The following is a 23,515-nucleotide window of genomic DNA, read 5'->3' as shown; positions in this document are numbered from 1 at the left end:
ATACCTTTTAATATCCTTCAACTTCTTTTCTTCCCTATCCATGCTTGCAATACTGGACATGCTGCTTGTGGGATTCGCAGTAGGTCTTACAGGAGCGCTTGTGCCAGGCCCGATGCTTTTTGCCACCATTGAAGGGTCTTTGAAAAAAGGATGGAGGGCAGGGCCTGAAGTTGTCCTTGGCCATGCTTTGATTGAACTTTTAATTTGTATTCTTATTGTGCTGGGCCTTACATCGCTTATAGGGGATGCGGAAATGTCCGTTATATCCTTTGTAGGGGGTATGGTTCTTGTTGTATTTGGTTTACTTACGATAATACAGTCCCGGAATACATCTATTGATTCAGGGTTATCTGGTGGAGTTCTGGCAAACCCTGTTTCTGCAGGTCTACTAACTTCAGCTTCCAATCCTTATTTCTGGGTATGGTGGCTGGCTGCAGGAAGTGCACTTGTGCTCAAGGGGTTGGAGATAGGTATATTTGCTGCTGTGATGTTTGTAGTCGGACACTGGATGGCTGACCTTGGATGGTTTACCTTTGTTTCCACATCTCTTAGCAAGACGAGAAGTTTCTTTTCGGGAACTGTATATAGGAGTGTCCTTGCATGTTGCGGCCTTTTCCTGATGGGATTTGGTACCTGGTTTGCCCTGGGGTGATTTGATGGAACGTTTGTGTGTAAAAGTGAAAAAACGGTTTGGTGAGCCTGTCAGGCAGGCACTGGCGGAGATGGATTTACTGGATAATTCATACAGGCTGTCTGCGGATGATGACTGTCTGTATGTGCCTGTTATGGACGAGTGTCCGGAAGATGTCTGTTCAAATCTTCCCCACGTGGCAGAACTGGTCAAACATGACCTGCAACCCAATAAGAAACAGATCACTCCCGAAAATTTACTTGGTTTTTCTCCCTCTTTTGAAATAGTGGGGGATATTGCAATTCTTGACGGCGATGAAGAGGAACCTGAAAAGGTTGCCCAGGCCCTTCTGGAATTTCGAAAGAGTCTGCGTGTGGTTTTACAGGAAAAAGCAGGGATCACAGGAGAATTTCGGGTACGCAGTTTCAGACTGGTTGCAGGAGAAGACAGGACCGAGACGGTTCACCGGGATCATGGATACAGGTATCTGGTGGATGTCGCGAAGGTTTATTTCACTCCCAGGCTTTCCACAGAAAGACAACGGGTGGTTTTGCAGTTGAAATCGGATGATGTAGTTGTGGATATGTTTGCAGGGGTGGGTCCATACAGTATCCCGGCGGCCAAAAAATGTGGTTATGTGTATGCAATTGATAAAAATCCGCACGCAGTTGAGTACCTGCTAAAAAACATCGAACTCAACCGGCTGGATAATGTTGAAGCCTTTGTGGCAGACGCCCGTGACCTTCCGCAGAGGCTGGGTCAGGTAGCAGATCATGTGATCATGAACCTGCCCCATAATGCCTGTGATTTTGTCAATGAGGCCGTGGCCCTGACCAAACCCGGAGGTATAATCCATTATTATGCAATGGCGCATGAGGATGCCCTTTTTGGTCCCTCTCTTTGCCTGATCGAGGAGGCTGCAAAAAAAGCAGACAGGGAATTTGAAGTACTGGAAACCCGCTCGGTCCGTTCGTATGCCCCGCATCAGTACAATATATGTATCGATGTGCGGATTGATTGATATGCAGGCAAAATAGCGAAATGGTTAAATCCTAATATCCGTATCTGGATACGCCTCGGTGTGCCGTCGTGGCTTAGTGGTATAGCGGCTGATTCGTAATCAGCAGGCCGGGGGTTCGAATCCCCCCGACGGCTATCGCACTTTTGTTCAAATCCCACCTTTTTTGAGTGGTCAAAAGAGGTGGAACAGTGTTTGTACTGTACGATACTCAAAACAAATTGAAGTCTGTTGAGAGAATAACTGATAAATTTAATTTTCCTGAGAAAAGTAAATCATTCTTTTTCCCAAGAAGCCGGTCTTATAGGTATGTTTGCCTTTTTTCCTTCTTCTCACTAATATCTCATAATCCTCTCTATCTTTTGTATATTGTTTTATCTCCTATCTAGGAGATGTTAGAACTTATGAAAATATTAGGTGTTAATACTGCTGGAATTTGGTATGCAGGATTTACAACCCCTAGTAGACTGATCTTATTTCAAAGTAATAACTATGTTATCAAAAAAATTCAAAGATAACTATTGATGCTACTTTTTATTTGAAAATAAAAAGTAAATCCTATGAACTTATTGAAGACCTCCCAACCATCTTGTTAGAAAAATAGCATAGAGAACAAGTAGAATAAGCCCTGCTGCAAGTTTTATATTTACATGTTCCACCGCCCATGCTGTTGACAAAAAGTCGTCTGGAATATATTTCTCAATATTATAGTTTTCAATTCCCATCTGTAAGTCCCCCAACAAAAATGGGGATTCATTTTATATCTTCTTTTTTCATGATCGTTAAAGAGCAATAGTAAATATAGAATAATTAACCGAAGTGAAATTGCTGGTATCCATAATCTTCTTTGTCAAATATGTATGGCTTTTTGGCCCGGAGACTCCTATCAAGAACCAAATCGATGCATTTGGTGATTATGATGTTATATGTGGTAATATCAATCCGCCACTGTTCCTGAACAGTACCTACGAGGAAGTTCTGGAACTCTGCCGGGAAAACATCGAAGAAGGTATTGATTCACCGGGCGGTTATATACTGGCTCCGGGTTGTGAATTCCCGTTGGATGCTCCACCTATAAAGGTTATGGCAATGATGGATGCCGCCGAAATGTATGGAAGTTACATATAATTTTTCCTTCTTTTTCTTATTTGATTTTGTAGCATTCTTAATAAGACCTTTATACTTGTCGGCGTTATTGTTTAGGATACACTATTAACTGTGGAGCAAACAAATGATTCCTGCTGAATTCCTAGTCGTGTTTTTTGGGCTTATTTCTGCCGCTTCCTGGGGAGCCGGTGACTTTAGCGGAGGATTTGCTTCAAAGAAGGCAAATGTCTATGCTGTGGTCCTGATTACCCAGGCAGTTGGCGTGTTTCTCCTTGCAGGTTCTGCATACTTACTCGGAGAGACGTTTCCGCCGTTTGATGGTATCATATGGGGAGTACTTGCAGGCATTTTCATCAGTATTGCTCTGCTGTCCCTTTACAAAGGCCTCTCCCTTGGTAAAATGGGCTTTGTTGCCCCTGTGTCAGCGGTTGTGGCTGCGGGTGTGCCGGTAATATATGCTACTATTTTTGAGGGTTTGCCGCAAGTCCATAAACTGCTGGGTTTTGTGGTTGCCCTGATTGCTGTATGGCTGATAGCCGCAGACAGTGACGGAATCAAAGTGCAGAAAAAAGACCTGTATCTGCCTCTTACAGCAGGTTTGGGTTTTGGTCTTTTTTTTATTATAATAGATCTTGTAAGTGAAACGGCGGTTTTGTGGCCCCTTACTGCTGCCAGAATTGCGGCTGTGGGGGTCTTGCTTGTGTTCATCGCCCTGTCCGGCCCGGTAGAGATGCCCGGGCGCAGTGTTTTGCCTGTAATCCTTGTGGCAGGAATTTTTGATACCGGGGGAAATGCCTTCTATGCTCTTGCTTCCCAGACCGGCAGGCTGGATATTGCATCAATCACATCTTCCCTCTATCCTGCAGGCACAGTACTTTTGGCCTGGTTCATACTGAAGGAAAAACTTGCTCAGAAACAATGGATAGGAGTAGCAACTGCCCTGGTGGCTATTGTGCTGATTTCGATCTGACGGCAGGGTCCTGTGAACTTATTAGATAAGTTTATATCTGTATTAGTATATTTGCTATTACTGTTTATTAATAAAGAATGGAGTAGTGATCATATGGGATTTTCGGGTATTTTTGGTAATGCAGGTGTTGTTGAACCTGAGAAATTGGAATCGGATTATGGACAACTTATGTGTGACGGGGAAACAATAGAGATTGGTTTTGTTGTTATCCGGGATACGTTTATTTTCACAAATAAACGGTTAATTATTGTGGATGTTCAGGGCATGACGGGCAAGAAAAGAAGTTATCTGTCCATTCCCTATAGCAAAATCACAAAATACAGTATTGAGACATCAGGTCATTTCGATCTAGATGCAGAACTTAAGATATGGGTTGGCAGTGATCCCCAGCCAATTGAAAAGACCTTCAACAAGAAGGTGGACATATACGAGTTGCAGAAAGTACTGTCCACGCATGTGCTTGGCTGATTTTATCGGATTATGCTTTTTTATTTAGCAAGGCGGGCGATATGTTTGCCCGCTGGATTTTTCTTATTTTTTTTGGGGGATTTCCCTGTGTCTATTTATCGATGAAACAGGAGTTTAACTGTTTGTTGTTTTTGCAATAACTAATGCAATAAAATTATATGCATTGTATTATTTCCTCTATGTATTATCACAATTAATGAGAGATCACAATGGTCAGGGAATCAACGGGTGAGAATATCAATTTTGAGGAAAAGTTGTGGCAGACTGCAGATAAACTCCGGAATAATATGGATGCTGCGGAGTATAAGCATGTCGTGCTGGGTTTGATTTTCCTGAAGTATATTTCCGATGCTTTTGAGGAGAAGTACACTGAACTCAAAGAGGACGAATGGGCCGATCCCGAGGATCAGGATGAGTACCTGGCCGAGAATATTTTCTGGGTGCCGCCGGAAGCCCGCTGGGAGTACCTGCAGAATAATGCCAAGAGACCGATTATCGGCAGGCTTGTTGATGACGCGATGGCTGCGATTGAGAGGGATAATTCCACCCTGAAAGGTGTGCTGCCGAAGAATTATGCCCGGGAGGCCCTGGATAAGCAGCGACTCGGGGAGTTGATCGACCTGATCGGTACGATAGGATTGGGAGATCGGGAAAACCGCAGCAGGGATGTGCTGGGCAGGGTTTACGAGTATTTCCTGGGCAGGTTTGCGGATGCAGAGGGCAAGCGTGGCGGCCAGTTCTATACCCCGCGCAGTATTGTGAGGGTGCTGACCGAGATGATCGAGCCTTACCACGGCAGGGTGTACGATCCGTGCTGTGGTTCGGGCGGGATGTTTGTGCAGAGCGAGAAGTTCATTGAGGCCCACGGTGGCAGGGTTGATGATATAGCGGTGTACGGGCAGGAATCCAACCAGACGACCTGGCGGTTGTGCAAGATGAACCTGGCCATCAGGGGCATAGATGGTAATATCCAGTGGGGTGATTCCTTCCATGATGACCGCCACAGGGACCTGAAGGCGGATTTTATCCTGTCCAATCCGCCGTTTAATGATTCAGACTGGAAGGGCGACCAGCTGGCCGATGACAGCAGGTGGCAGTTTGGCAGGCCGCCGAAGGGGAATGCGAATTTTGCCTGGGTGCAGCACTACATCCACCACCTCTCCCCCACAGGCATTGCGGGTTTTGTGCTGGCCAACGGTTCTATGTCCTCAAATACCGCAGGCGAGGGGAAGATTCGCAAAAGTATCGTGGAGGCGGACCTGGTGGATTGCATGATAGCCCTGCCGGGCCAGTTGTTCTATAATACGGGCATCCCGGCCTGCCTGTGGTTTGTGACTCGTGACAAGCAGAATAACAAGTTCCGGGACCGCCGGGGCGAGGTGCTGTTCATCGATGCCCGGGAGATGGGTTTCTTGCGGGACCGCACCCACCGGGAACTCACGGATGAGGAGATTAAGCAAATCGCCGACACCTACCATGCCTGGCGCGGTGAGGATGTCGGATTTACGTATAAGGATGTCCCGGGCTTCTGCAAGTCCGCAAATCTCGAGGAGATCGCAAAGCACGACCACATCCTGACCCCGGGCCGTTATGTGGGCTTTGCCGAGGAGGAAGAGGACGATGAGCCCTTCGAGGAGAAGATGGAGCGGCTGACGACTCAATTGGCGGAGCAGTTCAGGGAGTCGCGGGAGCTGGAAGAGAGGATTAAGGAGAATTTGAAGGGGATTGGGTATGAGTTTTAATAACATACCAAAAATTTTATCAATAAGTATTTCTATTATGCATTGGTGAAAATATGGGAGATCGGCATAAAATCTTTGTCAGTTATCATCATGCAAATGATCAGTATTATCGGGATATGTTTGAAGACATATTAAGTCAATCTGATATATCAGTAATCAGGTCAGTTCAAATAGGGGATATTGATGATGGGAATTTGAGTGATGAAAGAATAAGGCAAATTGTTCGTGACCAATATCTGAGAGACCCGACAGTTACAATCGTATTGATTGGAAGAGATACTTGGAAAAGAAAACATGTTGACTGGGAAATAGGTTCCAGTATAAGAAATACAGCGAAGAATCCACGTGCGGGTTTACTGGGAATATTGCTTCCAACACATCCTGATTATAATAGAGACCTTTTTACTCCTGGTCTTATTCCACCTAGACTTTATGATAACCAACAGTCCGGTTATGCAAAAATATATGATTGGTCAGAGAATCCGGCTTTAATCAAAAAATGGATTCATGATGCCTTCGAAGTAAGGCATAAAGTTAACCCCAATAATTCAAGAAGTTCTTTTAGACGTAACCATAGTGGTGAAAGCTGGTGTTAAATGATATGAACTCGTTATTACACATATATTATAACGGGTTTTCGATAGGGACAGAAGTCAATTACATAGCATTAATAGTAGCAATTTTAATTGTTGGCTTTATCTTTTTTTTTCATAAGAGGCATCATTTTATGGCGGATTCTATTGATTTGACATTAGACACCAGAATATTAAACTGTACCTATCATGTAGAAAGAAATTATGACAATCTGGAGATTGCCCATCGGATATATACTGAACTGGTAACCCGGAAAGCAGCCATACCGATAGATCCTGACCAAGATGTTATCAATGAAATATATGATTCATGGTATACCCTGTTCAAAATAACCAGAGAAGAAATCAAGACACTTTCAGGGAAATCCCTTAAAGATGATAATTCTGATGAATTGGTTAAAATGTCAATTGATATACTGAATAAAGGGTTGAGGCCTCATTTAACCGCCTATCAGGCAAAATTCAGAAAATGGTATGCTGAGGAATTAGAGAAAGAAGATAATTTGGGAAAATGCCCACAGGAAATCCAAAAAGAGTACCCGGATTACGATGAATTAATTAAATCAATGAAAGATGTTAATGATTTATTGGTTCAGTACTCTGAAAAGCTTAATACGTTCATTCGAACTACAAAATGATTCTATAATTATAATTTAAATTACACGGATGTTATAAAAGATGGATATTTATTTAGCAACTTTATTACCAAATACGTTATTTAATATACTTCCTGCATTGACACTTATTGCTATTGGAGCAATTGTAGAAAAATATTATGTTGGTCGAATAGCAATATTTTCTAATGCTGTTGCACTGACATCATTTTATTATACGTTTTCAGATTTACCTTTCTTGCTGGTTATTTATATCAATATTCTGACAGTTGTAGGTATTCTTAGTTTAGCATCATATCTTTCAAAGACATCATTACCAACTGAATTTTACACTTTTTCAGGATTATTTTCATCATTAGTGTCGGGTATGGTATTACTTTACGGACTAACACTATGAAATACTAAACAAAATCGAAAATATTTGATAAACATGTCCTCTGATCTTAACACCAAATTGGCCACGTCGAATTCTATTCAAGAAGAATGGAATTTGGAAAAAATCGATAATGTTTGTGAATTAGTGAGAGAACCATTTACCCCTTCAGATGATGATATCAGAAAATACGTTGGTCTTGAACATATAGAACAAGGTACGCTTAAGTTGTGTGGAATTGGTTCATCATCTTGTGTAAAAAGTAATAAGTTGCAGTTCAGGTCTGGTCAAATATTATTTGGTAAACTTAGGCCCTATTTCCGTAAAGTAATTAGACCTGATTTTGATGGTGTTTGTTCTACAGACATTCTTGTCATAGATTCAAAAAAAGGCTACGATAACGGATATCTGTTTTATTTTTTCGCCAACAATGAAATGATTGAAGAAGCAACCCGATCTTCTGAAGGAACTCGGATGCCACGTGCATCGTGGAAATATTTGTCTCAATTAAAGAAGCCATTTCCATCTCTCCCCGAACAACGCGCCATCGCTGAAATCCTTTCCTCCCTCGACGACAAAATCAAACTCAACCGCCGGATGAATGCCACCCTCGAGCATATCGCACAGGCCATCTTCAAGCGGTGGTTCATCGATTTCGAGTTCCCGGATGAGAACGGGCAGCCCTACAAATCCAGCGGCGGTGAGATGGTGGAGTCGGAGCTGGGGGAGATTCCACGAGGGTGGGAAGTTAAGGCTATTGGGGATATTTGCAAAACCTCTGGTGGTGGCACTCCCAAAACCAAAGAACCTTCTTACTGGGAAGATGGGGATATTTTTTGGGCGACTCCAACAGATATGACTTCTCTAAAATCTCCTATTATTTTTGATACATCTAGAAAAATAACCGAGGAAGGTTTGAATAAAAGTTCGGCTAAATTATTGCCAATAGGATCAGTTTTGATGACTAGCCGAGCAACATTAGGTTATTTTGCCATTACTAAAGTTCCAATCTGTACCAATCAGGGATTTATTTCAATGGTTTGTGATGGAGAGGTCTCAAACTATTATTTGTTGCATACACTTAAAAATAAAGTTGATTTAATTGAAAATTTAGCTAGTGGAAGCACTTACCTTGAGATTAATAAATCTTCTTTTCGTTCAATATCGATTATAAAACCGCCTTCTTCTCTAATTGAAAAGTTCGATAATTTCGTAAAATTGATTTATGATAAAATATATTTGTATGAGTTAGAATCTCAAAATTTGTCGTTGATTAGGGATGAATTACTTCCAAAGTTGATGTCGGGGAAAATCAGGATTTCAGGTGAGCTTTGAGTATGTATTCTTTATCAAATAAGTTAAAAGGCTATTCATTATGTAAGGAATTTCTCATCTCTCTACTGGTAGCAACCACCTTTAATGCGATTATCTATTGTGTTAGTATTTTTATTTCACAGAATTATTTCATAACTCGTAGTTTTATTGGTATTTATTACGGTGCATTTGTTAGTTTTGTTGCTATATATGCGACCATAGTAGTAATTAGTACTAATCTATCTCAAGAATTTCCATTAAACATTTCTTTAAAATATATTGTCAATTCACGATTAAGTTTTTCTTACTTGTTGTTAATAATATTAAATATATTAATGATACACATTTTATTTTTATATAGTATTTCAGCTAATCTTGAAAACATCTGCTTGGCTTTTAGTACTATAATATTATTTATATGTACTATCGTTTTTATTTTATTATTTTTAAATACATTTAAATTAAAAAATCACATCAAACTTTTTTTTGAGGATATGATTAAACAATATGCAAATGATTTTTCTAATAATGACTTAAAATATAACTGGAAGAATTATAGCATAATAGATAATGATGGACTTTATATAGTAACATCTAATGATTTTGAAAATAATAAAGCAATTTTTGAACTAGAAAATACCAATCCTAAAAAAAATTCTGGCAATGAACTTGAATCAATCACCACTTCTGAGAAACATGTATCACCTATTCCTTTGCGAATATATCTAGGACATGGAAAAGTTAAGTTTAAAGATTGGAAATTTTTGGATAGGCTCTCTGTTCCTGTGAAGTTGAAAATCAGTAAATATGCATTTTTGGATAATATACTGAGCTTTCAAGTTATTTGTGAATATTTGCCTACCAACAATGGTTATGACATTAAAGCTGAACTAGAGAAAATTATAAAAGAAAATATTACTTATAAAGACTTCCCCAAGGAAGAATTTAAAGAAGTATTTGATAAACTCAAAAAAAATGGTACTGAACAAAAGTTGATTGCAAATATTAAAGATCACATCGCAAAACAAGATAATCTTTATGAAAGAAAATTTTTATATTCATCCTTTGAAGAGTTCTTTAAAGAAGCTGAATTTAATAGAAAACCAGTTCTAGACATCGAAGAACTTTTAAATGTGGAGATAAGTGGCCTATATGAACAAAAAACATTGTTTTTCAAATCACCTGCTATTATTGCAAAGTTACAGGATAGGCTAACTTTTTTTCTCATTCGATATTTTAGGCGGTTTGATTATTTTAATCCTCAACTAAATACAGCTGGATTGTATATAAAAGAATTTCTTGATGTAAGATATAAGGAAACTTACCTTAAATCTGATGATCCTACTTGGATAGAAGAGTACCAAACTTTAGTTACGAATACAATAACAAATATGTTCAAAATATGTCGTTCAATTATAGAACTTAATATTGCAGATAATTTAAAGCAACAATATCTTGTAACACAACTTGAGGATCTAAATCAAGTTTTGGACCATTATTCTTATCTTCGTGGATCTGACTTTTTGAAAGACTATTATGATAAAAATACTGATGATTCAGAGAAACAACAAGCCGACAAAAAAATAGAGTTTATTAATAAACAAAAAGTTTTCTTAAAAGAAAAACAATCAGATTTATTTTATATTATTTTATATAATATTGATGAAAAAGATTTATCCAATGATTTCTTTGACATTGCTTTAAAAATCTACAACTTAGAAGGTTTTGAAAATCAATATTATAAATATGAAAAATTTGATAAACTATATTGGTTAAATTATGATGAATTTAGTGGAGGGGCACAAATTAATTCACCATTTAACTTTACTAGATATAAATTACTAATTTCTTTTTATAAATTCATGAATAATGGAATAATGGATATTGAGAATTTTGATAATGAATTCTTTATCAATAGTTATCATTCTTTACAAAATGAAGTGGATAGTTTGGATGAAAAATTTGTTTCAAAGTATTTTGATTATGGTGACGACGAGTCTTTAATAAATTTCAAAAAAATGGTGTTTGCTAAAGTAGAAGAAAAGAAGGCATCAATCAAGAATGAAAAACAAAATTATATTGCCGATACACCTCCAAAAAAAGAATATGTAGATATGTTTATTTCTGATTGTAAAGAAGAATGGCAAAAGATTCAAAGTCAAATACTTAAATTCATGAAGTTAGAAGAGATTGAAGATGATCATTCAGTTGAATCTCCCTTTGGTCAATACTTTTTGTACGATAAAAAATTGCTATTAGATCCATTTGAAAAAAATGTTGCATTTTCAAGAGATTCAGGGAAATATTTTGGTAAATTACAAGGGGATAGTAAATTAAGAGCAATCATCAATTCGATTAGTGAATCATTTGATGAAAATAAGGATAGAGAAGTTTATGTCAAAAATATTATTTCTGATCTATCTGAAGTAATAGTCCCAAACAAAGATTACTATTTATTTTACAATTCTAATTTGAAAATTTATAATATTCTTGACATTAATTGGAATAAAGAAGGAATTGAAAAGGCCAATTTAGATATAAATAATTCTAAAATACATTTGTGCTTTTCCAACAATACTGAGAATATACTATTCGAAAAAGAATCTTTTTTATTGCAACAATATAAGCAGGGATATGAGAGAATAAATGAACCTCTTGTAGTTCAGATAGAAACTATTGATAATGAGGAAGATATTACTGCTATCTTAAATAGGGATAATAATTACAAATCAGAGAGAGATGTTAAACAAAAAGTAAAAGTAAGAATTGCAGAGAAATTTGATGTGAAAAGAACGAATGCTGCAAAATTAATAAAATTAAATATAGTAGATTAATAAAATGTAACTATTTAGCTTGTTAACAATAAGCGGGACATTTTAATATTTAATTCTATTTTAACAATTTATTTAATGATTTACTTTAGCATTAGTAGTAATTAATTAATATCTAATGAAATTAGTTTAAATATACAAAATAATTTGATTATGTATGTACCAATTCCTGCCAGATTGGTGGTAATCTATTTATTCCAATAAATACCAAAAACTACCAGAAACTAACGGATTGGTAGTTATGAAGGTTCCGCAGAAGGCCCCGGATATGTGGGCGGTGATTGAGAAGTATCCTGATGCGTATTCGCTGTTTGTTGATCCCGGGATACAGGAACTTGTTACAAAATATAACCGGGAGTACCTGCACTGGGAGGAGCTGCGCCGCAGGAAACTGCCGGTGGAGGCGGAAAAACTCTGGGCTGTGATCAAAAGCAGCAGGTCGATGCAGGCACGACATATCGAATTCGGGGAATGGGCCTTCCAGTACGTGCAATCCAATGAAACCCTGCGCAGGCTGCACCTGCTGGACACCCGGGGGGCCGGTAATCTGGAAGGTCGGCCGGGCGGGGTCAGTGCTGCGGATCGCAGGCGCTACATTGTCAACTCCCTCATGGAAGAGGCCATCGCCTCCAGCCAGCTGGAGGGGGCAGCCACCACCCGGGAAGCCGCCAAGCAGATGCTGCGGCAAAAGCGCCGGCCTCGGGATTACTCCGAGAAGATGATCGTCAACGGCTATCGCACTATCCGCAGGATCGCCGACATGAAAAGCAGGACCATTGACGTGGACACCCTGCTTGAAATTCACAGGGAGATTACCCGGGATACCATGGAAAACCCGGTGGATGAGGGCAAATTCCGGGACAACAACGACATAGTGGTAGCCGATCCGCAGGACAGTAGTAAAATCTACCACACCCCGCCGGACTACCGGAAAATCCCGGCACTCATGCAGGAATTCTGTGAATTTGCCAGCAGCGATGAAGACGAATTCATCCATCCCCTAATCAAAGGGATCATGCTGCACTTCCTCATCGGCTACATTCATCCCTTCATCGACGGCAACGGAAGGTGTGCGCGTTCCATCTTCTACTGGTACATGCTCAGCCGGGGCTACTGGCTCTTTGAATACATGCCCATCTCCCGGATATTGCTTCACTCCAAAACGAAATACGCCCGCGCCTACCTTTACACCGAAACCGATGACAATGACCTGACCTATTTCATAAACTACAACCTCTCGGCAATCGAAAGAGCCCTGGAAGACCTCGAAGAGTATATCGTTCGCAAAAAGGAGGAGCAGGCCACAGCCATGCAGCTGATTGAAACCGCTGAAAGCTTAAATCTCCGGCAGGCCGACATCCTCAAAACCCTGCTTGAAGAATCCGACAGGCTGTTCTCCATCGCCGAAATAATGGGTAAATACAATGTTGCCTACGACACCGCAAGACGTGATATGCAATATCTCTCGGAACTGGGGTATATTGAGCAAATAAAGGTACGCAACAAATTGATGTACAGATATTCAGGTGTAGCAGGGTGAATTAAATCCCGATACCTTACCTCCAGTCAAATCAGTACAATCAAATTTAATATACCAGAAACACGGATGATTAACTATGGAATATACAGTTGTTTTTGAGGTTGCAGAAGAGGGTGGGTACACGGCACGCTGTCTGGAACTGCCATCGGCTATAAGTGAAGCTGACACAAAGACAGAAGCTCTTGAGAATATTCGAGAAGCCATCGAATTGGTGCTTGAAGTGCCTCCTCAGTCAGTCCAATGTTACAATGGATAAGTTTTGCAATTTTGAAGTAATACATCAATTCCTGAAATTACCAAAAACTACCAATTTCTACCGGATTGGTAGTTTTAACATCTTCTCCGGGCATCTCTTGCTATAAATTAATAAAATATATCTAATAGTAAAACAACATATCCTGCAATATCCTAATAATTTATGGGAAGTAATTCATGCCGGCCATAATCTCAGAATCTGAAGTAGAGGAAGCAGCCCTGGATATTCTTGTAACTGATCTGGGTTACGAATACCGGTACGGTCCTGATATTGCTCCCGGGATGCCTGACCAGGAAAGGGCAGAGTTTTCTGATGTGGTTCTTGAGAAGCGTTTGCAGGATGCAATCGCAACCCTCAATCCCGATATCCCCGTGCAGGTCCGGGTGGAAGCGCTGAAAAAGGTTATCCGGGAAGAAAGTCAGGATTTGGTGCACAGCAACCGCAGTTTCCATAATATGCTGGTCAACGGTGTGGATGTGGAATACAAAAAGGAAAGTGGGGAAACCACCTATGACAAAGTCTGGCTTTTTGATTTTGAAAATTTCGATAACAACGATTTTCTGGCTGTAAACCAGTTCACAGTTGTAGAGGACAGGCATGAACGCCGGCCGGATGTAATTCTCTTTGTAAATGGGCTGCCTCTTGTTGTAATCGAATTAAAGAAACCCGACAACATGGAGAATTTTGAAGACAATGACCTTCTGGATAATGCCTACAACCAGTTACAGACCTACAAAAAAGAAATCCCTTCCCTGTTCCGCTACAATGCCATACTTGCAATCAGCGATGGGCAGGATGCCCGTGCGGGAACCCTTACATCAAGCAGGGAATGGTTCCTCTCCTGGAAGACCCTGGACGGAGAAAAAATTGCCGAATTCCTGGTGCCACCCATGGAAGTCCTCCTGAAAGGCATGTGTGAGCCGAAAATTCTTCTTGATCTTACATGCAACTTCATTGTATTTGAGGAAAATCACGGTCCTATCAGCAAAAAACTGGCCCGTTATCATCAGTACCATGCGGTCAATAAAGCCGTGGAAAAAACCAGGATTGCCGTCTCTGCTGAAGGAGACCGCCGATGTGGGGTTGTATGGCATACCCAGGGTTCCGGGAAAAGCCTGTCAATGGTTTTTTATTCGGGCAAAATTGTACAGGCTCTTAACAATCCTACCGTCGTGGTAATAACAGACCGCAATGATCTGGACGGCCAGCTCTTTGAGAATTTTGCACGATGTCATGAGCTTTTACGCCAGACGCCGGTACAGGCAGAAAACCGCAATCATCTAAGGCAACTATTGTCAGTGGCCTCAGGCGGCATAATATTCACCACCATACAAAAATTCCTTCCCGGGGAGGATGAAGATCGCTTTCCGGTGCTTTCGGAAAGGAGCAATATTGTTGTAATTGCAGACGAGGCTCACAGGAGTCAATATGGTTTTGATGCAAAGATTACCCGGAAATACGATGGTGCACAGATACATTACGGTTTTGCAAAACACATGAGGGATGCTCTCCCTGAAGCCTCCTTCATCGGTTTTACAGGGACTCCTGTAGAACTGGAAGACCGCAACACTCCTGCAGTTTTCGGGGATTACATTGATATCTATGATATCGAGCAGGCTGTAAGGGACAATGTAACCGTCCCGATTTATTATGAAAGCCGCCTTTCCAAACTGGAGATCTCAAACGAAGTAAAGGAAACCCTGGATTCGGACTTTTATGGGATAACCGAAGGCCGGGAAGATTATGAAACTGAAGAATTGAAAAGTCGCTGGTCACGGCTTGAGGCGGTTGTCGGAAGTAAAGACAATCTCAGCAAACTTGCCGGCGACATAATAGATCATTTTGAAAATCGTCTTGAAGTACTTGAGGGCAAAGGTATGATTGTCTGTATGAGTAGGCGCATGTGTGCAGACCTCTACGCCGAAATCATAAAGCTTCGCCCTGACTGGCACGACGATGACGATCTTAAAGGTAATCTCAAGGTGATAATCACAGGCAGTGCCGCGGACGAGTCCCGGCTTCAGCCCCATATTCGCAGCAAGACCCAGAGGCTTAAGGTCAGAGACAGGATGCAGGACCCTGAAGACCCTCTAAAGATTGTCATTGTATGCGACATGTGGCTCACAGGTTTTGATGCTCCTGCCCTTCATACCATGTATTTTATAAAATGGCTTACCGGTCACAACCTCATGCAGGCAATAGCCCGTGTCAACCGGGTTTTCGGTGATAAGCCCGGCGGCCTGATTGTCGATTATGTAGGTATACTCTATGATCTCAAAAAAGCCATGAATAACTATACGGAAAATGGTGGTCGGGGTGATCCTGCCAGTTTTAAGGAAGAAGCTATTGCATTAATGCGTGAAAAATATGAAATTGTAAAGGATATGTTTCATGGTTTTGATTATCAACGTATATTCTCCGCCTCGCCCCGGGAGAAACTTTTAATTGTACGGCAGGGTGCGGATTTCATTCTATCCAAAGGCAATACTGATAAGGCAATGGATGATGAAAAGAAACGCTACATTAAACATGTGGCCGAACTTTCCAAAGCTCTAGCTCTCTCCAAACCTCATGAAGAAGTGGATAAAATCAATGAAGAGGTAGGTTATTTTCAGGCCGTACGATCTATTCTGGTCAAGATTGACCGAAGTTCTGCAAAATCAAATCGGGAAGTAAATTCGGCAATCAAGAATCTTGTCTCCCGGTCGATTGTAACTGATGAAATAATAGATATCTTTGATGCAGCCGGGCTCAAAAAACCGGATATATCCCTCCTGTCTGAAGATTTCCTCGATGAAGTGCGTTCACTTCCCCAGAAAAACCTTGCCTATGAGGTCCTGAAAAAATTACTCAATGATGAAATCAAAACCCGAACAAGGAAAAACCGTATCCAGGGTAAATCTTTTGCAGAGATGCTTGAAAAATCGGTTAACAAATATAAGAATCGCAGTATAGATAATGTGCGTATCATTGAGGAGCTCATTGAACTGGCCCGTAAAATGCGGGAGGCAGATCTGCGCGGGGAAGATCTCGGTCTCACAGATGAAGAACTTGCTTTTTATGATGCCCTTGCAGCAAATGAGAGTGCTGTTGATGTGCTTGGCGATGATACCTTAAGGCTTATGGCTGAAGAACTCGTGCGCCTGATCCGCCAGAATGCCACAATTGACTGGACCCTGCGCAAAAACGTGCAGGCTAAAATGCGGGTAAGCATAAAGCGACTGCTCAAAAGATATGGTTATCCTCCGGACAAACAAAAAATAGCAACCCGAAATATCCTGGAGCAGGCAGAGATAGTATGCAGGGATGCGGCAGTTTCTGCCGACTGAATTGTAAATAAAGCATAAAAAAAAGAGTTCAGGCCGATTGCTGAACTCTATCGAACTTTTCCTGCATCTCCTGGGCAGGTTCACGGTCCATTCTTGTTCTCAAGAGGATCACAATGCTGGAAGGGATAAATCTCTGAACGATCTCATAAAGGTCAAAAATCCCTCCGGACAACTGTTTCCACAGGATCACCATGACACCGCCTTTCCTCCGAGGACTGCATTTCTTGTCACCTTCCTGGAGAACAGGGAAAAAATGATAGCCGGCCCAAAAGCAGCCAACCACTCATATCCAATGCCTGGGAAGTTAGAGCTGTTACCCATTTGTTCAATCTCCTGCCGCCAAGAACATAGTCAGACAGCTTTTCGGTTCTTTTATAGCGATAAAACCGATTGTCAACATAAAAAGGAGATATAAGGAAATTATGGCTGCAATGCTCTGACTTGCGGCTGTCATTTCTATGAATAGTATCTCCTGTGGAAACTATTATCAATAAACATTCTAAATATTAGTTATTAATGTTCTGTTATATACAAATCTCTCCTACAAGAATATTTTAGTTTTCACAGGATCCACAATATCAATGCTATGTATAGCAAGAACAGGGCAAGAGGGATAATGCGTGCAAGTATGTTGATGCTGTAGGCCAACCCCATGTAATCATCCTTGAGCAATTTCATAGGTTCGGCCCTTTTACTGGTAAAACCAGCACTAGCTTTTGATACAATTTGTCCGGCCCTTTCGATAACCTCTTTCAGGCTTTCCGGGTCTACATGCCTATCAGCTATCATGTTATGGATGCTGCTATGGGTGTCGGTGGTAAACATGATGATTTCATCAAACTCGTTCTCATGTTGGCGGGCAATATTCATCATCTCATGGGAGATGCCGTTTCCCTCAGTCCCGAAAATCAGGACTTTCTGATCGGCAACCTCTTCGATAAGGGCAAATTTGGGTGTGTCTGGGACCTCGGTGGCAAAACCTGCCCTATAATCGTAGAGTTCACACTTGTCCAGTTCGTCGAGAAAATCTTTTAGGCAATTTCTGAAATGCTCGGCTTCCACCGTGCCATACATGAGCTGGTCTTTTGGTTCCTTGTTGCGTTCATGGTTGTGGAGATCTATTATCACCACTTTGTTGAGGTCCAGGATTTCTGTAAATACAGGTATCTCGTAATCTCCATATTCTTCAGCTTCCATGTAGACTATTTTCTGGTCCCCCCATTTCCTTCCGTAAAATATCAATTTCCCGTAATCCTTCTTCAGCAGTTTAGAGGCCTGGCCAACTGTTTCAGGCCTTTCGAATGCTTCTATTATCTTGTCAATGTCATGGGGATTTGCAGGATCGGATTTATGGGTGGATGGAACATGCAGGAAAAACCCTTCACTGTTATTATTCAGGTGATTTATTATGTCTGTGGATGCCCTGCCTCCGCCGAATCCTTCGAGTGGGCCGGGATGTATCCAGGGGATTGCAATAATGGATTCTCCATTTTCATTTTTCAACAGTAGGGTCTGTACATCTGGTTTTACAAAATATCCCAGATCCAGAATTTCCTGTTTTTTATGCATCATTCCGGAGAACAATTTAATAGCTGAAACATTCACGTTGGTACTTATCAGATATTCTGCAAGTAAAAAAACCAGCAGGATTGCTATACCTGTCAGGAAGAAAACGCCTAATTTTTCCACGTAAGTCACATAAGTTATATCTTGTTCCCGGCCCAGAAAAATGTGATAGGTGGCAATTATCATAAGTGGATGTGCCAGGCTTAATATAGTGATTCTTTTAATATTTTTGTACCCCAGCGTTGATATCAATACGATCATGCTGATCAGGAATACCGTAATAACCGCAAGCCAGAATATGTTCCAGCTGCTTGCAATTCCTGTTGGCTCGGCGGCACTCAGGATCATGCCATATATAAACAGGATAAATTCGCTAAATAGAGCTATGAAGTAACTCCATTTGCGGGGGTACTCCTCAAATGACAAATGGTAAATCTCACCCGCAATAAGTGTCGGGATTACGAAAACCATCAATATTGTCTCTATAATATAATGAACACTCAATTCCAGCGGGGATACTGATGATAGGAAAAAATTAACAAGTACTCCATAAAGGCAACCTGATACTATTACAGTGGCAATCACCGTTTTCATCGGTGGGATGCTGAATATCACTTTCTTGAATACATCGATATTGTCAGCCATTGATTTCAGTTAGTTAATATTGCATGCCCTTTATATATATTTTGATTTCCTTCTATTTAGTTATGGCATAAGTTTATTTTGTTTCTGCAATGGAATGTTCTTGTATCTCATATTTCCTGAATAATTTTAATTTAATATTTTGTTTATATTATAAGTCTTGTTATATTTTTCCTTTTACTTTGAACTATCATTATATATATGGGTACAATATATATTATATAATAAAAACATTTATATTTGTAGGATTTTTATAATTATTTGATGTCAGACAGGTATTTGGGAGGTGAGGTGGCAGGTCCCTGCATTGCTAAATTTGCCTGATACATTTTCCAGAGGTACAGTCGCAGAATACTGATTCTTAGAATATGATACAAACCACTCGGAGTGCGAAACACACGATAATAAGTTGCTTCCTACAGATTTCCGGAATTGCCTGTCGGCCCGTTTTCCCTGTCCATACCCCCTCTTTCCTGCCTCTTCATGAAACTCCTTATTCACCTCCCGTCCCCCCGGACTGGTTTTAGCGTGGTTTGAATTATTAAGCCTTTATACCCTTGCAGGGTAAAATCAATTTTTCTTTTTTGATCAGATTCATGGTATCTGCCATCAAGTACAATTGTTATTCTGCTTTGAGTAACCTTTAAGTTCCCCTCCGACTACATTCTTCAGAGCTGCCCTATATCGCTACCGATATGTCTCGATTGTACCGTATTTCCCATCACGATACCAAGGATTTTTTGTTGCTTTCCATCAACGGTTTCAGTAGTAGTGATAATCAAGCTAATACCTCCATAATAATATCAATATGCCTGGGCATTCTATACAAGAAAAATAATAAAATATTGGATGTCATCACTCTTTATCGAGGTGGACATCCAGCTGTGGGAATGGGATCTCTATTCCAAGTTCTCTGTAGGCCTTGAAGATATTTTCTGTGAGTTCTTTCTTTACATTCCAGAAATCCTCTGTTTTTGTCCAGGCACGAAGCTGCAGGTTTACAGAGGAATCTGCAAGTTCGGTTGTCATTACTGCAGGGGCAGGATCTGACAGCACTTTACTGTGGGATTTCATTGTATCAATGGCAATTTCAATGGCCCTGTCTATATTGGAACTGTAACTTATTCCTACATCAACACTTACTCTTCTGGTGGGCAGGCGTGTTGCATTGATGATAGCGTTTCCCCATACAAGTTTATTAGGGATGGTGATGAATTTGTTATCTGGTGCAAGAAGTTCAGTAGCCATAATCCCAACACCTGAAACAGTCCCTGAGATGCCGTTTATTTCTACGTATTCATTTTTGTCTATGGGCCGCAGCGCAGCAATCCATATTCCGGCGCCCAGATTTGTGAGTGTATCCTGCATTCCAAATCCAAGGATTAAACCAATCACGGCTGACAATCCCAGAACTACAGGTCCGACATCGAAATTCAATGTAGACAAGGTGGCAAGGATTACAATAACGTAGAGAAGAATGCTGAAAAACCTTGCCAGGAAGTCAATTACAAGTGAAGGTAGTTTTGTTCTGGAAATACTGTCTTTAAACATTCCTGTAAGGATGCGGGCAATGATATAGCCTGCTACCAGTACTACCAGGGCCGCCCCGATGTCCCATGCTGTAAGGTTGTTGAATTGAAACATTTCGTTCCTCCTTGAATCAAGTTTTAACTCTACAAAGAAAATGGGGGAATCAGGTATATAAAACAGATGTTTGGATTGGCGCTTGAAGGTATAATTCTGCATTATATGCCAATGATTCTTTTTTTGCAGTATCCGAGATTGTACCACTGGCATTCGGAACAAACATCATCGAACGTTTCTTCATCGATATATTTCAGTTTTTCGAGAAGTTCGCTGTATCGATAATGTTTTCCAAAATCAATTCCAAGAGAACTGGCTACTTTTCTGTCAAGCATTTTGGCTTCTGTTTCGACTTCACAACCAATAAGACTTATCTTAGCATTTGTGCTTTGTGAATCAATGATTTTCAGTCTGGGGCAGGCGGTGCAAATGCAATCCGGGGCATTTGTGACCTCTATCAGAGGATCGCAGCTTTTTAGTTTTTCAATAATGTTTTCCATATTCTCTATAAATTGTTCAGAATAACCCTTCCTGATGAAGCTCTGGATGCAAAATATATGGTGTGCCCGGATTTGCATTTTCATTCACATCTAAAAAAGTTAATGGAAAATTGGTACCATTAGGGTACAAGAATGTCTCCTATAGAATGTATGATTCCATTGCTGCATTCGATATCAGGTTTGAGGAGTGGCGTATTTTCCACAAATATTTTTCCGTCGCTTTCCCGCAATCTCAGTTTGTTGCCACCTAGGGTAGTCAATGTTGTCTGCTTGCGGAGATCTTCACTGCTGTATTTTCCTTCTACTATGTGGTAATCAATAATGTCTCTAAGATAATCAGGATCTTCGAAGGCATTGTCTATTACTGATTCGGGAATGGGTTCAAAAGCACTTTCCACTGGTGCAAAAATGGTGTAAGGTCCTTCTGTGGAGTATTTTTCCATAAGGCCTAGGGCTTTGGCTGCTTTTAGAAGGGTGGGAAATTCTCCCATGTCCTTTGCAGTTTGGATAAGGTCCTTTAATTCCATTCTTGTCTCCTGTGGCTAATTCTGTTTGATTAATAGGAATCCAGCTGAGCTTGCATCAATTCTTTGTGTTTTTTCTCGAGGAAACTGTACACAGGGCCATGATTTGCTCCTTCTATGAGCATTTCAACTGCAGTTCTCATAATTTGGATTTGCTCTGGGTATCCTATGAAACTGACTGTTTTTCCATATATTGAGATTTTCACTCCAATGAGGTTTTCAGCAATTTCGCGAGTTTTACCTCCTTTGCCTATAATCCTGCCCTTTAAGCGAGTCATTTCCTTATTTGTAGATGCATATTTTGAAAGATCAATAACCTCCAGCATCAGCAGATCATCGTCCAGCATTGGTATTGTTTTTTCAGGGTTAAACCCTCTTCCAATGGCTTTGATTGTTTCGATGGCTCTGAGAGTTCCTACGGGATCATCTCCCTGTCTGACTTCCACGCTCCCGTTTTCACTGTCGATGTTGAGTTGTGAAGATGATTTTTCTTCTATGAATTTTTTAGTCTGGCCTTTTGGCCCGATGATTGCACCAATTCTATCTTTTGGTATTTTTAAATGCGTCATGATTTCAACCTGTGTTTACTTGTTTCTTTGTTTTTCGGTAATTATCCTTAAAAGTTCTTCTTCGTCGGATTGTATGCCGTATTTCTTGAAGTGGCGGGTAAGGTTTCTGATATCTCGTTTTAGAAAGTCATTTGCGGATGGGTGCTCAAGCGTTACAGATTGCCCCATGTCTATGAGATATGGTTCAAGGGTAGATGGATTGAGCAAAATATTGTATTCGCTAAGGTCTCCATGTACTAGCTTGGCTTCATTGTAAAGAATCTCGAGGTAATGTATAATGGTATCAAAGATTGTTTGTGCAGATTGTTCGCTAAGTTTTACTTCCTTTAGAAGGGGGTAGGGTTTGTCGCCTTCTCCGATAAATTCCATGGCAAGTATGTTTTTGTGGGTATCTATTGGTCTGGGGGCAGCTATGCCGCATTCCCTGGCACGCATAAGGTTGCGGTACTCTTTTTTTGTCCATGCAAATATGATATCTTTTTTCTTGTGGCGTATATTGCTAAAACGTGGGTCTCCACTTATGTATTCATCCATGGAATTAAAAGTGCTTGAAGATATGCGGTATATTTTGAGTGCAACATTTTTGTCTTTGCCTTCTGCAAGGAACACATTTGCCTCCTTACCGGTGCTGATAGACCCGCCGAGACTTTCTATCACACCTTTTCTTGCCAGGTCATAAAGAGCTTTGAGGGTGGCTTCATCAAATACATTTTCCTTTACTTTCAGGTGTTCACTGTCTTTGCGTCTGATACGCATTTTGTCTACATCTGTGTCGAGTTTTCGTATGTCCTTTGATTCTTTTTCCATGCTGCCACATCTTTTCAATACATATTTCCCGGGATTTGCTCTTGCAATATTTTATTTTTGTAGGATCTTCGTTTTGTGTTTTGAAATATGCTAACAGGTTCTTCATGCTATTTATGCGTTCCATTTATGAATGATTTGTTTTTTGCCGTTCTCAATATTTCATTTCAATATTTGTTTGTACGATAACTATTAATATGAGTGAACATATGTAGGAGTCCCGCTTAATGAATAGGTGCAGATGTAGCATTCAATGCTTGCAGCTGCTTGATACTTGTTTGTTCAGTGGAAATTAATAATGCAAATGTTTATATGCGTTCAGTGCGTATATATGTGTCCTGTCAATGGCACAGGATTGGTAACCTTTCTCATGCGTAAACCCATGCTGGTTTACCGTATGACGTGTTCCGGCTCTGCCGGATGCGAAGGTTTATATATCAAAAGCAATATTCATGAGTTCCCGCACAGAACGTGTGTGGGAGAATAAATCACCTTCATATTCATGGAGACAGGAGATAACAATTCTGTCTGACTCACGCA

Annotated in this window: 24 protein-coding genes and 1 tRNA gene; 15 read left to right on the top strand and 10 right to left on the bottom strand. The window is 40.5% G+C overall.

Annotation, left to right across the window (positions count from 1 at the left end):
* Positions 1-40 precede the first annotated feature (40 nt).
* The 3 genes from CI957_RS05625 to CI957_RS05615 all read left to right on the top strand — a co-directional run bounded on the left by CI957_RS05625 (position 41) and on the right by CI957_RS05615 (position 1,786).
* Positions 41-652 carry a LysE family transporter gene (locus CI957_RS05625; protein ID WP_096712286.1) on the top strand — a complete coding sequence of 204 codons (612 nt, stop codon included), beginning with the start codon at positions 41-43 and terminating at the stop codon, positions 650-652.
* Positions 653-656: 4 nt separating this feature from the next.
* Positions 657-1,652, top strand: a complete 996-nt coding sequence (locus tag CI957_RS05620; protein ID WP_128754418.1) for a class I SAM-dependent methyltransferase family protein — start codon at positions 657-659, stop codon at positions 1,650-1,652.
* 62 nt (positions 1,653-1,714) lie between these two features.
* Positions 1,715-1,786 (top strand) — tRNA-Thr (locus CI957_RS05615).
* A gap of 429 nt (positions 1,787-2,215) precedes the next feature.
* Here the strand turns inward: CI957_RS05615 and CI957_RS10625 are convergent.
* Complete coding sequence (locus CI957_RS10625) at positions 2,216-2,374, bottom strand: hypothetical protein (RefSeq protein ID WP_164909039.1); 159 nt, start codon at positions 2,372-2,374, stop codon at positions 2,216-2,218.
* Positions 2,375-2,468: 94 nt separating this feature from the next.
* Between CI957_RS10625 and CI957_RS05610 the strand changes: the two genes are divergently transcribed.
* From CI957_RS05610 to CI957_RS05555, 12 genes are all read left to right on the top strand, one after another.
* On the top strand, positions 2,469-2,777 hold the full coding sequence (locus CI957_RS05610) for a uroporphyrinogen decarboxylase family protein (protein WP_241645949.1): 309 nt from the start codon (positions 2,469-2,471) through the stop codon (positions 2,775-2,777).
* A gap of 103 nt (positions 2,778-2,880) precedes the next feature.
* A complete protein-coding gene (locus tag CI957_RS05605) occupies positions 2,881-3,726 on the top strand; it encodes a DMT family transporter (protein ID WP_096712265.1) in 846 nt (281 codons plus the stop codon).
* 51 nt (positions 3,727-3,777) lie between these two features.
* Positions 3,778-4,194, top strand: coding sequence for a PH domain-containing protein (locus CI957_RS05600; RefSeq protein ID WP_241645947.1), 417 nt, complete (start codon positions 3,778-3,780; stop codon positions 4,192-4,194).
* 209 nt (positions 4,195-4,403) lie between these two features.
* Entirely contained in the window at positions 4,404-5,936 is a 1,533-nt protein-coding gene (locus CI957_RS05595; protein ID WP_128754417.1) for a class I SAM-dependent DNA methyltransferase, read from the top strand.
* A 53-nt stretch (positions 5,937-5,989) separates the two neighbouring features.
* Positions 5,990-6,532 (top strand): TIR domain-containing protein, encoded by a 543-nt coding sequence (locus tag CI957_RS05590; RefSeq protein ID WP_128754416.1) that lies wholly within the window; start codon positions 5,990-5,992, stop codon positions 6,530-6,532.
* On the top strand, positions 6,526-7,167 hold the full coding sequence (locus CI957_RS05585; RefSeq protein WP_206631042.1) for a hypothetical protein: 642 nt from the start codon (positions 6,526-6,528) through the stop codon (positions 7,165-7,167). The genes CI957_RS05590 and CI957_RS05585 overlap by 7 nt, the downstream gene beginning before the upstream one ends.
* 40 nt (positions 7,168-7,207) lie before the next feature.
* Positions 7,208-7,540 carry a hypothetical protein gene (locus tag CI957_RS05580; protein ID WP_128754414.1) on the top strand — a complete coding sequence of 111 codons (333 nt, stop codon included), beginning with the start codon at positions 7,208-7,210 and terminating at the stop codon, positions 7,538-7,540.
* 93 nt (positions 7,541-7,633) lie between these two features.
* Positions 7,634-8,851: a restriction endonuclease subunit S gene (locus CI957_RS05575; RefSeq protein WP_164909038.1), complete on the top strand. Its 1,218-nt coding sequence runs from the start codon at positions 7,634-7,636 to the stop codon at positions 8,849-8,851.
* A 2-nt stretch (positions 8,852-8,853) separates the two neighbouring features.
* Positions 8,854-11,664, top strand: a complete 2,811-nt coding sequence (locus CI957_RS05570; protein ID WP_128754412.1) for a hypothetical protein — start codon at positions 8,854-8,856, stop codon at positions 11,662-11,664.
* A 238-nt stretch (positions 11,665-11,902) separates the two neighbouring features.
* Positions 11,903-13,201, top strand: coding sequence for a Fic family protein (locus CI957_RS05565; protein WP_241645945.1), 1,299 nt, complete (start codon positions 11,903-11,905; stop codon positions 13,199-13,201).
* 76 nt (positions 13,202-13,277) lie between these two features.
* Positions 13,278-13,457, top strand: coding sequence for a type II toxin-antitoxin system HicB family antitoxin (locus CI957_RS05560; RefSeq protein WP_128754411.1), 180 nt, complete (start codon positions 13,278-13,280; stop codon positions 13,455-13,457).
* A gap of 176 nt (positions 13,458-13,633) precedes the next feature.
* Positions 13,634-16,786 (top strand): type I restriction endonuclease subunit R, encoded by a 3,153-nt coding sequence (locus CI957_RS05555; protein WP_128754410.1) that lies wholly within the window; start codon positions 13,634-13,636, stop codon positions 16,784-16,786.
* Positions 16,787-16,814: 28 nt separating this feature from the next.
* On the opposite strand, the gene CI957_RS05550 is transcribed toward CI957_RS05555, so the two are convergent.
* The 9 genes from CI957_RS05550 to CI957_RS05510 form a co-directional block, all read right to left on the bottom strand.
* On the bottom strand, positions 16,815-17,069 hold the full coding sequence (locus CI957_RS05550) for a hypothetical protein (RefSeq protein WP_128754409.1): 255 nt from the start codon (positions 17,067-17,069) through the stop codon (positions 16,815-16,817).
* A 278-nt stretch (positions 17,070-17,347) separates the two neighbouring features.
* Positions 17,348-18,997, bottom strand: a complete 1,650-nt coding sequence (locus CI957_RS05545; protein WP_096712273.1) for a DUF2070 family protein — start codon at positions 18,995-18,997, stop codon at positions 17,348-17,350.
* A gap of 264 nt (positions 18,998-19,261) precedes the next feature.
* The gene (locus CI957_RS05540) at positions 19,262-19,495 is read right to left on the bottom strand and encodes a hypothetical protein (RefSeq protein WP_128754408.1); all 234 of its coding nucleotides are present in this window, start codon (positions 19,493-19,495) and stop codon (positions 19,262-19,264) included.
* Between the two features lie 167 nt (positions 19,496-19,662).
* A complete protein-coding gene (locus CI957_RS05535; protein ID WP_206631041.1) occupies positions 19,663-19,776 on the bottom strand; it encodes a heavy metal-binding domain-containing protein in 114 nt (37 codons plus the stop codon).
* A 73-nt stretch (positions 19,777-19,849) separates the two neighbouring features.
* On the bottom strand, positions 19,850-20,638 hold the full coding sequence (locus CI957_RS05530) for a mechanosensitive ion channel family protein (RefSeq protein WP_128754407.1): 789 nt from the start codon (positions 20,636-20,638) through the stop codon (positions 19,850-19,852).
* 101 nt (positions 20,639-20,739) lie between these two features.
* On the bottom strand, positions 20,740-21,156 hold the full coding sequence (locus CI957_RS05525) for a DUF1284 domain-containing protein (protein WP_277749685.1): 417 nt from the start codon (positions 21,154-21,156) through the stop codon (positions 20,740-20,742).
* Between the two features lie 41 nt (positions 21,157-21,197).
* Positions 21,198-21,605, bottom strand: a complete 408-nt coding sequence (locus CI957_RS05520; protein ID WP_128754405.1) for a fasciclin domain-containing protein — start codon at positions 21,603-21,605, stop codon at positions 21,198-21,200.
* Between the two features lie 29 nt (positions 21,606-21,634).
* Positions 21,635-22,171 carry a KH domain-containing protein gene (locus tag CI957_RS05515; protein WP_206631038.1) on the bottom strand — a complete coding sequence of 179 codons (537 nt, stop codon included), beginning with the start codon at positions 22,169-22,171 and terminating at the stop codon, positions 21,635-21,637.
* Positions 22,172-22,186: 15 nt separating this feature from the next.
* Entirely contained in the window at positions 22,187-22,978 is a 792-nt protein-coding gene (locus CI957_RS05510) for a serine protein kinase RIO (RefSeq protein ID WP_128754403.1), read from the bottom strand.
* Positions 22,979-23,515 lie beyond the last annotated feature (537 nt).

The organism is Methanohalophilus sp. WG1-DM, from assembly GCF_004104135.1.
Classification (GTDB): domain Archaea; phylum Halobacteriota; class Methanosarcinia; order Methanosarcinales; family Methanosarcinaceae; genus Methanohalophilus; species Methanohalophilus euhalobius.
Note: the sequence above shows the minus strand (reverse complement) of the source record. Positions and strands in the feature narration are given on the sequence as shown.